We start from the raw sequence: 14,424 nt of genomic DNA, 5'->3' as shown, positions 1-14,424 counted from the left end.
CTCTGTTCGACTAACTGAGCCTCGATCTCACTAGGTGAAGGAAGCCCCCAGGGGGCCGGAGGCTTCCCAGGAAACCGCTCAGCGCTTTAAGACATGAGCGGCGATCCACTCTTTGGCCTCAAAGGCGACATTCATGAGCGCCTCAAGGTCGTTAAGACCAAATGAAGTGCCATTGCGCCATGCACCAGATTGGTCCTTAAACGGCCGGGAGAAGGTCGTTGCGAAGAACGGTCCGTTCTCGCTGACGTTCTGCCAGATCGTCGCTTTGATGTTCCCACATCGCAGCGTGGTTGCCGGTCGTTTGGATGAGTTGTTGGTCGCCATGGTGTTTCCTCCTTATTGTTGAACTGCAGGTGACTCTCTCACGGGAGGAGGAGAGGCACCGCACAGTTCACAGAGGAAACGGCAGGCAGAGGCCGGAACCGGCTTGCCGGAGAGGGACACGCAGCGAGAGTGACAGGATACTGGCGCGAGCGATGCGCCTCGCAGGTGTGAGCCGGTCGGCTATCGCCGTTGGCGACCAGAACTATCTCAACGATACACAGAGGGGGATGAAGGCCCTCGCCTTAAAAGTTCGAAAGGTTCAATAACAGCAATGGCTTGGTTTTGCGATGGTTTCCCCATTTTATCTTATAAATTGAGGCATTGTTGGGTTTCTACTGATTCTGTGGGATTACAGGAATTCTGCCGGTTCTGAAGATTTTTAGCACAAATTTAGCACAGGTTTGTGGGGTGAACCCCTCTGTTGAGACACGAGAATTAGCACACACTCGTTGGCCGGACCGTTTTCTTCACGCCATCTTTTCGTTCAGACTCAGTACCCTCCGCTGGCTCAAAAAACTGCATGCTGACCGCGCCAGATGCCAGCGTGGATCTTGCACCACAATCACCAGGCTCACCACAGCGCGTTGAACATGCGGTCCCCGGCCGGATGCTATTCGGCGTGGTTAGTCGCAAACAAGATACGACCTGTCCAAAATTAGGTGGGGCAGTGGAGCTTACCATTGTCCCGAAGGACACTGCTCTTAGGATTCTAGTGGCTAGGGCCTTGTGCACCTATTTTAATGGAACTAAATAGCCCTAGACGAATGAGTCATATCTTAGGTTTTGCTTCGACGCTATTATCCCACTAAAGCTTAAAGATCTAGTGTCATACCTCACTTAAGATTCGGATAGTGTCAGAAGTCGAAAGGGCTCAATGGAACCCACGATGAAACTTGTTCTGAATGGTCGAGGGCGATGTTAGAGGACCTGGTCACCAGCTGCCAACGTACATCCAGCCCCACCATCGCCAGGCTACTGTCAGCCCGTTAAACATGCGGTTAGCGGGCGAGTGCTATGCAAAAGTCATTCGTCAAGCAACGCCTTTCTAAGATTAGATGGGACAGCAAAGCTACTTCTTGGTAAGCCCCCATCCGAAGCAAGGAGTTTCAGACGAGTTGATTATACGGAGACTAATTTCATGGCATTACGAATCTGCTTCTCAACCATGCTCGTCCTTATCGTTTTGAGTGCCTATGGGTATGTCCTTGCCGAGGATGATGTACTAAAGCAAATGATCAAAGAAAACGAACAGGCCGTCCCGATAGTGGAGTATTTGGAGTTCCTAAGGACAAACGTACCCTCACCCAAGAGCGATGAGCCATTGCATTATGCTGAGCTTAGGCTATCGGCTGAGAACTTTCGCTCTTGTACAGCACTTTCCAAGTTAATGCGCTCACTAAGCCAAGAAATAACTGAAACGGAAGTTGGGTCCTACGTTTCAGAATGTCTTTCACCCATAGGTCATCCGTCTCTTTTTGCGATGCGTGACAACTTAATTCGAGTCGTGGGCGTAATGAAGATTCAATTATTCGGGATCGAGAAAATAGAATGTACCGTTGTTCGCATAGGTCTGAATATCTTAATGACAGCACGTCACTGTTTCGACAGCCATGGTCTGATGGATGAGGCTGGAAACATAAGCGACACGAATGTTAGGGAATATGCAAGATTTTACCTTGCGTCGGCACCAAGCCTCCCAATTACCCCAAAGACCGTTATCGAAAATTCCTACTATTCAAACCCTGAGCATCGAAACGGATCCAAGAGGAACCATCGCCAACAATTTGATTATGTCCTTGTCGAGACGGACAAAATCGACATTCCTTTCCACCCTATAGCATTCGCTATTCCTAATGAACTTGACAAGGTTATTATCCCCGGAGTTAGTGTCCTAACACTTCAGTTCGAAGAGCAAAAGCTAGCGCAGCAGGGTTTGGAAGCAATTGATGACCCAGGACAATGGGCACATGCACTCCGCTGGGACAATAGCCCAACTTGCGTCATTGCTCGTCTGATTGGCGCCTGTATCTATCATGGTTGCCAAACTGAGCGGAAGGTTAGCGGAGCACCAATTTTTCGCTATACACAAAACGGGGCTATTGTACTACTTGGTATCCACACGAGGACGGCCACCAATATGAACGACAAAGCCTCTCGGTACGACTGCCCTCTTCCCGAAAAAGTGCTTGCCATGGGGAACGGAGGAATTGCACTGACTTCGGAAATGATCACTTTGATGGAACACCATGATCGATGAGGAGACTATATGAGAAATAAATCAATCTATCTATTTTGTTTGGTGTTCACTTTATCAGGCTGCATGCAGAACGTATCGGGTCCAGCCAGTCCTATGCTTATACAGGATTCCCCAACTACAAGTATCTTTATGAGTCCAACTTGCAAGGCTACAACAGAAGCATTTCCAGTTATTCTTGTTCCTCTAGTTGTTGAACTCGGTAAGGAAGCCGTCAAGTCAGGATTCTCCTTAATTCAGAAGCGACTGGATAAGATAAAGGATGAGCATGTCGCTTCCTATTCAGCAGTTTTTTCCGGGGAGTTTTTTAAGGTTGCTGAGAGGACAGGAGATACAGTTTTGCTGGAGCCAAACTATCGATGCATTACTGTCGTTCGCGGCAATTTTGGAGCTGTTCAAAAGGATACACCAATCGTGGGAGGCTGGGACCAGGCTCGGTTGGAGGTGTTTGGGCTTCGCTCAAGACCATCATTTATTTTTGAAGGAACGCTCGACCTAGCTGGCGATAATAAGCATTTCAAGATTTCGCCCATCTACCTAGAAGTTAATGATGCTTTGGCCAAGCGAGGAAAAGACAGGAAAACTATTACCGTAAGATTGGCACTGGTGAAGCCTGCGATTTCTGTTGAAACGGCACTACAGGATCCCCTCGGAATATCCTCCGTTCAGTTTATTGATTTTGCAATTCCTGGGAAAAGAGACAAAACTCAGATATCTCGCAGCGATACACTATGGTATTCAATTCCTCCCAGTGAGGTACCTACGGCAACCATGCCTGATCTCCGAAAAAATAGTACGTTAGCGCCTTTTTCATTGATAGTTACTATTGTGGAAGAAAGTGATCCGACAGATCTCTGGAATTTCACAACAAGTGTGGTCAGAAGCGCCCTGCCAAAGGCACAAGATGTCTTAATTGGATTGATAGGGCGTATAGGAGAAGATACTAGTGGTCAACCCAGTGCGAAGTAAGTGGGTCCATATCGTCCCATCGGTTAGCCTGACAGCCGCAACGATATGTTGTTTTCTGCTCTATCCGCTAATGACTATGGCGGAACAGCGGGAAATCCCTCCTTATGTGGATGGCTCGGAAGATCCGTTATTGTCAGAGGCTGAGATAAGCACTGATGGGATTTCGTCGTCTATTCCCTCCTTGGCAACGGATTATTATGAATCGCTGACTACCCTAAATGAATCGTCTCGGTTCCGCCGCATTGGCCGAACAGTTGTTTTTATTGGAATATCCTTTGAGAATAAAGAGCACCACACAAGGGTGGGAACCTGTACCGGGACTGTTGTATCTCCCTCCCTTATTATTACTGCGCGTCATTGCCTGAGGGAATATTCAGAGTGGAATCCAGTCAAAATTCTGGCCTCTGTCAATTACTATAGGTCCCAAGATGTAGCTGGCGGCGCTTACTATCTTAGCGAAACTCCTATCGAAGAAGATGAGGCTCTTGACTATGCTCTGCTCGAAGTAAAAAAAGGGCAGACGATACAAATCGGAGAATACCTCAATCTCCGATCCGCTCGAGAACCAATGGACAAACAAAGCCTATTCATAGTTCATCATCCGGCAAGGAGACCGCAACGACTTACCCGAGCTAGATGTATTGGAGTAAATCCACAGGGTGAAGGCTACAACGACCCTACTTTAACAAATAGATGGGGGCATCGCTGTTTCACAGAGCAAGGTAGTTCAGGAGCAATAATGTTTGACGAGGAAACGTTACTCCCCGTCGCCTTACATATACAAGGTGGGTTTAAGCCGGATGACCCCAATTCAATCAGTATTGCGGTTCCACTCTCGACGATTCTTTCGCATAGCGCAATACTTAAGAACCTTCCCATGCCTTTTGTCGATACCCAAACTAATGGACCGCCATTGCCGTTTATCTCCCGAAAATCGTGTGAAAACTCAACTCCAATCTCACTCCCGGAAGTCGCGGACTACTTGTTTGGTGTCAGGGAAACAGCTGAACGCGAGAAAGAGATCTTTGATTTAAAGGCCGCCGCTGATCTTTATGCGTACGAACCTACCTGGATAACAGGAGAAGAGAAGAGCACCCGTTGGGCAGCCATTACAAAATTCTTCGGGTTATACTTTCAAGGGTCTAAACATTTTTTGAAGATTCAGAAATTCCCCGCACCGGAGAACAGTAAACAGCTAAGAGCATTTTCTTTCTCAGGGAGCGCTGTTGGTTCAGATGTATTTACCCCAACAAGCTGGGTTTTCTCTGTGAATCAAGGAGGCATAACCCAGATACGTTCAATAAGCGATAAAGGGAAACGTGTGTTTTCCATTCGGGGGGTGCAGGCCGGGAGTGATGTCTATATTGTCGCAGCATATCCGAACGCACGTGCAATGTTAAGTAAGGCGGAGGAAGTGTGGGTGGAACTCGGTGATCTCGCAGGTCGAATAGATTACACGAGCATCATATTTGGCGGTCTAGTTAAAGAAGTGGAACTAAGTCGAGCATACGAGATGATTAGTGACGTTCCTCAAAAGTTCTGTCAAATAACTTCGGAACGGCTGAAACGAATCGATCGAAGCTACGAAACAGTTTTGGAGGAGCTCGGAGATTTCATGACCAAGACTCTTTCTTCACTCGACGTCCAACAAGAGAATCCTACCCAGCCGAAATGGGATATGGTCCGATCCTTATGGGATGAATTTCTCAAAAGCAGACCGGACGGGAAATATAGTGGCTTATCTATCCGCGATGCAAAACATGATCTTTTGTTGTTTGGTGTGGGAAGTTCCGTCGAATGATGTGCGTGTATCCTTACATTCGAGATGAACCATTCACCTGACGAGAAGGGAGGATTCTATGTCCAAAGAAACATGCGACATGATAATTGGCCTTTTGTTGAGAGATGATCAGTTTCGGGTCGATTTCGATAGGTCTAGAGACCGAGTCCTTGATGCGTTCACTCTAACCTCCCAGGAACGAGCTGAAATGCTGAATCTGAAGTCGGACCAATTAACTGCAGGGATGACTTCTATTATCGCCAAACGGAGAGACACGGATACAGAAGTAGGCTGCGGATAACTCGCAAGGTCGGCTTCTCGTAATATTATGTTGCAGACAATAATCTTGGAAAATGGTTTGGATCAGCGACTGATAGTGCCCTGATTATAGGCAGTCAATTGAAGAAATGATGAGATCTATCGCTGTGCCCAAGGATGTTATAAATGTGAAACCTTTTAGGGATATTGTTTTCGGTGAATAACCGTGCGCCATCCTCCTTCGACTTCATCGGGCCAGGGCGCACCTCATGTTACTAATGAGAACGTCGAGGTGTGGGCGCATCATTTTTTCGAGACCGCATTTCTACCAAACAGGCGACTAGTGAACTCATATCACGGAATATTAAATATTCGGCACAGTAAATGCTAATCTCGCGCACAATTCTTGTGGACATGCCCTTCATGTCCGTTCATAGGCCAAATCTTGCGTTAAGCCTGTTGAAGTCAGCCGCGAACTATTCAGGGCTTGAGTGCGACATTACTTACGCCAAATTACCATTTGCTAGCCGGATTGGATTAGAAGCGTACCGCGCCATTTCAGAACTACTACCTTCCGAGTATCTAGTAGGTGATGCGATTTTTGCCCCAGTGTTGCGCAATGTCCCTATTCAAAATCTAGTTCGACAATATAAGAGCCTTCACATAGCAAACGAGCCGCATAGTCGTACGATGCCGTCTTCTTTCTGGGATCGGATGGAAAGCCTTTGCCTAGCTGCCAGGGAATTTGTATTAGAGCTTTCGCAAAATCTGGCGAGTCAAGACCATGCGGTAATCGGTTTAAGCTCAACATTTCATTTAGTCCCAAGTTTAGCATTGGCTAAAGCGATCAAATATTGTGCTCCGCAGAAATTAATAGTCTTAGGTGGCGCATATTGTGATGGGAAGATGGGAGCCTCAATAATGGGTTCATTCCCTTGGATCGATATCGTGGTCAGGGGAGATGGGGAAGATGTATTTACGGATGTTATTCGGCGAATACATTCCTGCCATGAGGAAGGAGTTCCCTCGAGCATAGACCTTGCTGGTATTCCTGGCTTAATTTGGAGACGGAAGGGCGTACTGGTTATCAACGAGGGTGCGAGAGCGACAAATCGTCGGAGTCTAAATGAAATTCCCATGCCTTCGTATGACGATTGGTTTCTTCAATTTTCTGAATCGGCAATTCCTTTGCCTAAAGAGAAAACCGTACTTCCACTGGAGACCAGCCGTGGCTGTTGGTTCGGTGAAAAGTTGCATTGCATCTTTTGTGGTCTTAATGGAGAGTCCTTAAGATTTCGAAGCAAGTCCCCCGAGCGCGTATTGCAAGAGATAGCGAATCTTCAAAAATATGGGGTGCAAAACATCGACGCGGTGGACCTGATATTAGATCACGGATATTTTGCAAATGTGATTCCGATGCTGAAAACAAGTAATCATAAGTTATCTATTTTCTACGAAGTTAAATCTAATTTGAGCAAGGCTCAGGTCAGAGATCTGCTTGAAGCAGGGATCTGTACTATACAACCTGGGATTGAAAGTTTGAATTCCCGACTTCTCGAGCTAATGCGGAAAGGGGTCAAAGCATACCAAAATATTCGATTGATTAAGTGGTGCGCAGAATTTGGAGTTAAGGTGGAGTGGAATCTCCTCTATGGGATACCTGGAGAGATGTTGGGTGATTATGAAAAGATAATTTCGATGATTCCATTACTTCATCACCTCCCGCCTCCTAGTGGTGGTTGTGTAAGATTACTTATGAACCGATTCAGCCCCATTTTCGATCGTCCAGAAGAATTTGGAATTTCTCAGTATCGGCCTGTAGCCGCCTATGAAGCGGTCCTAGGGAAAGAGAGCGATGTCGAAAATATTGCCTACTATTTTTCGCATCAAGGCAAAGAAAGCCATTGTTATCTGGAACAACTTCAGGACGCAGTTCAAGAATGGAGACTTGCTTTCGGCTCAGCTGTCCTTGTTTCGGTAGATAGGGAGGAGAGTCTGTATATATTCGATACTAGGAGAATGGCTAAAACTCCTGAGATAGTATTAAGTGGTATAAGTCGAGCTGTCTATCTTGCGTGTGACGGGGCAGCTCAGGTTGATACTCTTAAGCGTGCTTTACAGTTTTCAGAGCAGGAGATTCGAGAAGAGTTGTTGCGCCTCTCGGAATTGGGGTTAATATTGCATGTTGACGACAGGTATCTTTCTCTCGCAGTTCCCATGAATGAATTGGTGGCCCCATTCTTAGGATCGACCTTAGTTGGATCAATTGCAAAGAATCTTTATGCGGAAAGAGCGAAATTGCTGTGGCTTCATACAGAAACAACGAGGTCCCCTGACACAGCATTTGGCTATAGGTCGTGACTTCTGGATCTTTCGCGTTGGTCAATTCATATCAACGGTCGGCGATCCCTTTACGAATATCGCCATCGCTTGGTGGGTTCTCGATGAAACTCAGTCTGCAAGCCTGGTGTCTTTAGCGATTGCGCCTTCGCTTTTTGGTAAAGTCATCTTTCTTCCGGTTTCCGGAAGGATTGCAGATCTCTACTCTCGAAAAAAGTTGCTTCTTTTGAGTGACCTAATCAGGTTTTGTTCGACTGCACTCATTGCAGGTATCGCGGTAGAGGATTATTTCAGTATTGTGGCGATAGCAGCGATTGGCTTCGTCAGTTCCATCGGGGCAGCATTACATGCTTCAGCAGAATATAGCATTCTGCCGTCTTTAGTATTGAAAGACGGTGACGTGTCCATTGCAATGCAATTTACGGAGTTTCTCAGTTCAATTGGGATGGTCATAGGTGCAGCTTTAGCTGGGATCGTCATTTCGGTTTTTGGGGTAAGTACGGCCTTCGGAATAGATGCAATAACATTTGCGATCGGCGCCTTTGCAACCGCGCTGCTTTCTACAGCAGCTCTCCCTCAAAACATACGCCGTACGGATTCTATACGCCAATTGCTGGAAGTGAAACCGTATTTTGACGGCTTTAGAATTCTCGTGAAAGTTCCAGTGCTACTTGGAGTTTCTGTAGTTAGTCTATTGATGAATTTTTTTGTGGCTCCGTTAGCTGTCGCTATTCCATTATATGTTTCTCAAAGCTTGCGTGGGGATGCTTGGGAACTTGGACTATTAAATGCGGGCCAAGGTCTCGGAAACGGAATAGGTGCTCTAATTACTGGTGTATCTATTGCATTGTTTGCACGCCACCGGACAATTATACTTGGAATGCTCTTGGCTGGCATCAGTCTCTGTATTTTACCTTTGATGCCTTTCCTTATCACATCATTCCTGTTCATGATGATGTTTGGAGTAGCCAGTTCACTTGCGAATGTTCCCTTGAGGGCTCAGAGGGTAGTTGCCAGCGGTGATGAATATCGATCAAGGATTGATTCGGCAATGAAGTTCTTGTTCGGTCTGGCAGCGCCACTGGGAGTCATAGCAGCTGGACCAATAATCGAGGTTATTGGGGCATCCACCGGCACGATTATGATTGGACTGGCAATTATGCTTCTTACTCCTTTACTTCTAGTGATTCCGGATTATCGTCGCTTTTATAACAGCGACACTGAAGAAGCCCAGAAAATGTTTCGTAGGATGCTTCACGGCGATTTTTCGCCATAGGATGCGTGACTTGCTCGCTCTGAGCGTAGGGAGGGGAAATTTGAACGGGCATTCCATTTCTTGTTGATTATGGTGTTAACAAATACGACTTCATTTAGCCTCCAATTTACGCTTCCCAAATTAAACAAGGCGTTTCGCATAGTATGATGAGGCACGCGCTGAATTTTGTCATAATTTCCGAGAACAAGGGGGTCCCTGACCCAGATGTTCTTCCGATTGAAGAAGAGAAACTGTTGTTGGAGGAAGCGCTCAAAGACAGCTTCGCTCATCTCCCGCAACATTTACAGATCATAGCAGAACAGACAGTGTACGTTATAAATCATTCCCGAGAAACCGTTACAAAGCATTACATGGGATGGTCTGCTGAAGATGATACGGAATACAGGTTGGGAGATAAGAGTTTTTTTAAGCCTTCGCTTGACCCTAGAGATCCGAGAAATGGGTCAATAAAGGTCAATCTTAGTCAAAAGTTCATGAAGACTATCGCTATAGGTAAGATTTTGGGTAAGAAAGATACGAGAGTACTACTCGGAATGAGATTGCTAGTTCGGTCCATTCTGGCGCATGAGCTTCTTCACGCATATCAATATTCTACTAATCCCGTACAAGCCCTCTCAAACCCTATCCCACCGTCAAACGATTGTCGCACCAATTGTCCAGAAGGCCTCTGTGATCTTAAACTCATCGAAGGAACAAAGCGAAAAATAGAATACGAAAGAGCTGCGATAGCTTTGCAGCGATCTTATGTTGCTGCCGTGGAATACGAGGCGTTTGCGAATGCATTGGATGAGTACGAACATACAGTTCCTGATAAATTTGAAAAGGGATCGCTTTGGTGGCTTGTATCAGGTAGGCACGAAACATCCTTGAGCAATTACTATCTTCGACAGTACGTAAAGGAACGGGAGAAAGGAAGGGAGTTCGGGGAACTCCTCCGAATTGTATATGAAGGACAGTATATTCCTCCGGTCTTGGTCTATGAGATAAAATCATTGAACGATCAAATCGAAATGGGAAACGTCCTCGTTAATGAGCGCGCTAAAGAACGATTAGCTCGAATTTTAAGCGAGTGGAAGTCATTTTGTGAGGATGGAACAATAATTTTGAAAAGCCGATTGCAGGATCCGCTGCCATACTTAGCGTCGGTTAACCAACGTTTTAATTTGGAGATTCAGCGATGTAATCGTCTCATAGAGCGCCTTCACCTACATTGATGTTTGTCCTAGCGAAACGATTCGACTACTCCCCCCTCCCCAGAAATCCACGGAAACTCGAAAGGGATATTGGTCCTATCCCGAGACAAGTGTTAGCTGACCTTCCCCCCGAAAACTAGACCATTGGCTTCGAAGTGCACCTGTGGTGAGATGGGCCCCCCAGGAGGGGGCCATGACACGCACATGGCACACAGAGGAACAGATCATTGCGGTGCTCAAAGACGCCCAGTCAGGCATCGGGGTCCACGAGCTCTGCCGCAAGCACGGCATCTCGGATGCCACGTTTTATACGTGGCGGACCAAATATGCTGGGCTCGAAGTGAGCGATGTGAAGAAGCCTCGCCAGCTGGAAGACGAAAACCGACGGCTGAAACAGATGGTGGCGGAGCAAGCGCTGGACATCCAAGCGCTGAAAGCGATCAACGCAAAAAACTGGTAGAGCCCAAGGCGAAACGAGCGGCGGCTCAGTGGAGCACCGAGCGCTTTGGGCTCAGTCAGCGGCGGGTGTGCCGCCTCCTGGCCCTCGATCGCAATACACTCCGTGCAGTCAACGCCAGGACGATGCCGAGCTGCGAACCCGGATTCGGGAGATTGCCGAGCAGAAGCGGCGGTATGGCTGTCCCCGGATCTATGTGCGCGTACGACGAGAGGGCTGACGCGTGAACCATAAGAAAGTGGAACGGATCTATTATCGAGACGAAGGGCTGTCATTACGACGCCGACGACGGAAGAAGCTCGCGGCTGTCCCCCGCATCGCCCATCCACGACCGACGCAGCCAGGATGCTGTTACGCCTTGGATTTTGTGCATGACCGGCTGGTGACCGGACGACGGTACAAGTGTTTGACGATGATCGATCCGTGTTCCAAGGAGGTACCGGTGATTGAGGTGGAGGTGTCGATCGGTGGGGCACGGGTGTGCCGGATTCTCGATCAGGTGTTTTTGAGTCGCCCGCGACCCGAGACGCTGATTCTGGATAACGGCCCCGAATTCGCCGGGACAGCCTTGGATGCCTGGGCTGCCCAGCAGGGTGTGCACCTCCACTTCATTCAGCCAGGGAAGCCGGTGCAGAACGCCTTGATCGAAAGCTTCAACGGCACGTTGCGGGATGAGTGTTTAAACGAGCACTGGTTTGTAGCTCTGCAGGAAGCCCAGCTCGTGATTGAAGCGTGGCGGCGGGAATACAACGAAGAACGGACGCACAGCGCGATTGGGGATGTGACACCCCAGGAGTTCATTCGCAACTATCAAACCGGAGCCCATCTGGCACAGGAATCAACTTCGTTGGCTGTGGTGTAATAAACGGGGGAAGGTCAGTGTAACTCAGCTTGATGGAGCATCAGCCTTCTAAGCCCTTGAGATACTCCCGCACATGTTCTTCTCAGAGAAGTGGAACGCCGCTCCAGCAAGGAAGAATTAATGTTTTGCGGCCTCAGTTGTGCTTGGTTCAATTCAGGGGAATTTGGGCGAGTTTTGCTGTGGAGAGAACACGCCGTGAACACGTAGGGTTACTGTCTAGAGGCTTTGCATTCTCACCTGAATTCCGCTGAATAACGTCGAGCATGGAAGGAGCCCGCGGATATCGGACCCTATTTATCTCTTTTGTATCATCTAACTACGGCCAGATTGTGGATCGAATAGAATTACATACTCCTTTACCTTCTTAGGCTTCACCCCGCGCTGTGATTTATGTTCGTATGGAACTGCGAACGACGTTATTCGGCACTCATAACTCGAATAAATGCTTTCTATAGTCTTAACCATGTTAACGCTCCCCGAGTCCGAGTAACTCCAAGCACATTTCCACCCTCTTCGCAGAATCTCGCTTATAACTTTGGTCATCGCCTGTATCGCCTGGCTACCACTTCTTGTAAAGAAGTCGGAACTAAAGCGTTCTCCCGTACGCTTATTTGGAGTTTTACCCACGCCCAGACAAGATGGGTAGTCATACTGTACTAGGGTTTCTAGGACATGATAATACCTGCTGTATTCCTCTCTCTTGTACGGAGCGTCGAGGTAGACCAATACATCCTCCGCTGACAAGACCTTCTCTAAATGATCCAATGCTGATGGCCAGGGTCCTGGTACAACCTCTATTAATCTAGGGGACTTTTCGCTCTCTTCTGCCAGGTTCATCAGACGTATGCTGAACTCATGAATAATTGAATGAGTGCGCCTTTCTAGGACCTTAGAAAGCCTCTTCAGCGTAATTTCACTGGAGGTTCTGAAGACTGGTTGGGCAAAATGCCCCGCATAAGTTGTTCCGAGGGCGCTGAGAGTCGCGGTCAGTGCACCCAACGCCCATTCACTATCGATTTTGTCGTCTAACGATGCAATCGCATTTCGAAGGCTATCAATCTCCACGCACTGCCTGAGCCCAAAGTAAACATTGGAGAAACATGCAGTAAAGAGGCAGTAGGGAACTAGAGACGGGGCATTCTTTCTTTCGCTTACCTTCGCAATAGGATCCCAAATGCCGTGAGGTTTCCCCAATGGGTAAGTTGGGCAAGTATCGAGAAATGAATGGTACTCCTCTAATAACCCTTGTCCTATATCCCCGTGAAAAATTCGGTCTTCCCATCCCAGTAGCTCGCTTACCTCTTCCTTTAGCTTGCTTGCATGCTGGCGGGCTAAAGGGAGTAGTTTCTCGAGAAGGCGAGCGGCCTTTCGGGCAGAGTATCCCCCCCCCTGAACAACAGCCAGCACCTGGCAAAAGCGTTGAGCATCAGAAGCATAAGTTCTCCAAATACGAGAAAATCCATTTGAGGCGGCACCAGAGCCGCACATCAGGTCGATCACCACGCCTTTTTCCGTCAAACAGCTAGAAATGGCTTCAACCAGGAATTGTTTAAGAGATCGTTTCGACCCCATGTAATACGCCGAATTCGCAAAATGAGAAGCATTAGAGGCATCAATGACATTCGCGCGGCGCTGTTGAGCTTGAGCTATATTTCTTAATTCCTCCGATGCTGAAACAATCCTTGTGGGGTGGAAATATGAAAGGTTAGAAGCAGGCCTTAAACATTCATCTTTCTTGCGGGTATAGTTAGAAAGCAGATTTCGACAAGCCGCATAGAACACAGGCGGTATCGCGTCATCCTCCGCGCTCAGTTCAATTCTGGTGTCCGTGTCCAGGGCAATCGCTTCAGGTGGCCCGAAATCTAATAACTTCATAGATTCCACGCTTGAACCTGAGGAAGGGAATTGTCTTAATACAGAGCGCACGGCTTGAAGATCATCTATCAAGATATAATCCTCAACACCTTCGCGAAACGTTGGCAGAATTGAATTCTCAGTAAGAAAGGTTAGTGTCTCAGAAAGAACATCGAGATTCATCTCTTTGGAGCAATAGCTGCGTGCCCGATTGAGCGGTATGAAGGGTGTCATTTGTTATGGCTTCACAAAAGCAAAGTAAGGTCCATGACGCTCAGATCCATACGGAGCTAGCAATTTAACGGCCATACATCCTTTCTCTTCCAGACAATGTCTCACCAAATGTTTCCCAGCATCCTTATGAAAGTTCGCCACAAGGACTCCACCAGGTCTTATTCGCTCCCACAAAAGTTCGAGTCCTTTGGTGTCTGGCAAAAGATGAAAGACATATGATGCAAGGGATACATCTAGGGAGTTATTGGGCTGCCTTGCAAGATCTCCTGGATTCCACACTTTCATGCCGCGATGGAAGGCAATGGCACGCATTGAGGGGCATCTATCCAGCCCAATTATGTTCAGATGGAGCTCTTCAGCGACTAAGTGAGAAAGACCTGTCCCGCACCCATAGTCAATAATTGTTGCTTGCGCAAGAAGAGGGACATACTGTTTAGCAAAGTCAAGCAGGTTTCGAATGTTGTCTATATTCCGATCCCGGTCGATCAAGGACTCGTAATCACGGGCGATGAAACTAAAAAACTCGTCAAGAAGCTTTTGGCGTCTATCGACATCCCTTTCTGGGACCAGCAAATAGAATCTATCCAAATATCGATGGAGTGCAAGGTCAGTTGCTATCGAAA

Annotated in this window: 9 protein-coding genes and 1 pseudogene; 7 read left to right on the top strand and 3 right to left on the bottom strand. The window is 47.5% G+C overall.

From position 1 onward, the window contains the following. Positions 1-78: 78 nt before the first annotated feature. A complete protein-coding gene (locus H8K03_09360) occupies positions 79-324 on the bottom strand; it encodes a hypothetical protein (protein ID UVT22072.1) in 246 nt (81 codons plus the stop codon). Between the two features lie 1,138 nt (positions 325-1,462). Here H8K03_09360 and H8K03_09355 point away from each other — a divergent pair. The 7 genes and pseudogenes from H8K03_09355 to H8K03_09325 all read left to right on the top strand — a co-directional run bounded on the left by H8K03_09355 (position 1,463) and on the right by H8K03_09325 (position 11,650). Then, entirely contained in the window at positions 1,463-2,581 is a 1,119-nt protein-coding gene (locus tag H8K03_09355) for a hypothetical protein (GenBank protein UVT22071.1), read from the top strand. 9 nt (positions 2,582-2,590) lie between these two features. Beyond that, positions 2,591-3,547: a hypothetical protein gene (locus H8K03_09350; protein UVT22070.1), complete on the top strand. Its 957-nt coding sequence runs from the start codon at positions 2,591-2,593 to the stop codon at positions 3,545-3,547. A 76-nt stretch (positions 3,548-3,623) separates the two neighbouring features. Next, a complete protein-coding gene (locus tag H8K03_09345; protein ID UVT22069.1) occupies positions 3,624-5,348 on the top strand; it encodes a trypsin-like peptidase domain-containing protein in 1,725 nt (574 codons plus the stop codon). Between the two features lie 660 nt (positions 5,349-6,008). Then, positions 6,009-7,946, top strand: a complete 1,938-nt coding sequence (locus H8K03_09340) for a RiPP maturation radical SAM protein 1 (GenBank protein UVT22068.1) — start codon at positions 6,009-6,011, stop codon at positions 7,944-7,946. Continuing rightward, positions 7,930-9,201, top strand: coding sequence for an MFS transporter (locus H8K03_09335; protein ID UVT22067.1), 1,272 nt, complete (start codon positions 7,930-7,932; stop codon positions 9,199-9,201). Before H8K03_09340 ends, H8K03_09335 begins: the two co-directional genes overlap by 17 nt. 143 nt (positions 9,202-9,344) lie before the next feature. After that, a complete protein-coding gene (locus H8K03_09330) occupies positions 9,345-10,415 on the top strand; it encodes a hypothetical protein (GenBank protein UVT22066.1) in 1,071 nt (356 codons plus the stop codon). Between the two features lie 172 nt (positions 10,416-10,587). Continuing rightward, a pseudogene (locus tag H8K03_09325) lies at positions 10,588-11,650 on the top strand (IS3 family transposase). 375 nt (positions 11,651-12,025) lie between these two features. Here the strand turns inward: H8K03_09325 and H8K03_09320 are convergent. Beyond that, positions 12,026-13,801: a hypothetical protein gene (locus H8K03_09320; GenBank protein ID UVT22065.1), complete on the bottom strand. Its 1,776-nt coding sequence runs from the start codon at positions 13,799-13,801 to the stop codon at positions 12,026-12,028. A gap of 3 nt (positions 13,802-13,804) precedes the next feature. After that, positions 13,805-14,374 (bottom strand): methyltransferase domain-containing protein, encoded by a 570-nt coding sequence (locus H8K03_09315; protein ID UVT22064.1) that lies wholly within the window; start codon positions 14,372-14,374, stop codon positions 13,805-13,807. Positions 14,375-14,424: the final 50 nt, after the last annotated feature.

This window comes from Nitrospira sp., assembly GCA_024760545.1.
GTDB lineage: Bacteria > Nitrospirota > Nitrospiria > Nitrospirales > Nitrospiraceae > Nitrospira_D.
The sequence above is the reverse complement of the archived record's forward strand: the minus strand, read 5'-3'. Positions and strand labels throughout refer to the sequence as shown.

Bases quoted from the DNA above. Each gene is read 5' to 3' on its own strand.
- H8K03_09360 (UVT22072.1), bottom strand. From the start codon at position 324: ATGGCGACCAACAACTCATCCAAACGACCGGCAACCACGCTGCGATGT.
- H8K03_09355 (UVT22071.1), top strand. From the start codon at position 1,463: ATGGCATTACGAATCTGCTTCTCAACCATGCTCGTCCTTATCGTTTTG.
- H8K03_09350 (UVT22070.1), top strand. From the start codon at position 2,591: ATGAGAAATAAATCAATCTATCTATTTTGTTTGGTGTTCACTTTATCA.
- H8K03_09345 (UVT22069.1), top strand. From the start codon at position 3,624: ATGGCGGAACAGCGGGAAATCCCTCCTTATGTGGATGGCTCGGAAGAT.
- H8K03_09340 (UVT22068.1), top strand. From the start codon at position 6,009: ATGTCCGTTCATAGGCCAAATCTTGCGTTAAGCCTGTTGAAGTCAGCC.
- H8K03_09330 (UVT22066.1), top strand. From the start codon at position 9,345: ATGATGAGGCACGCGCTGAATTTTGTCATAATTTCCGAGAACAAGGGG.
- H8K03_09320 (UVT22065.1), bottom strand. From the start codon at position 13,801: ATGACACCCTTCATACCGCTCAATCGGGCACGCAGCTATTGCTCCAAA.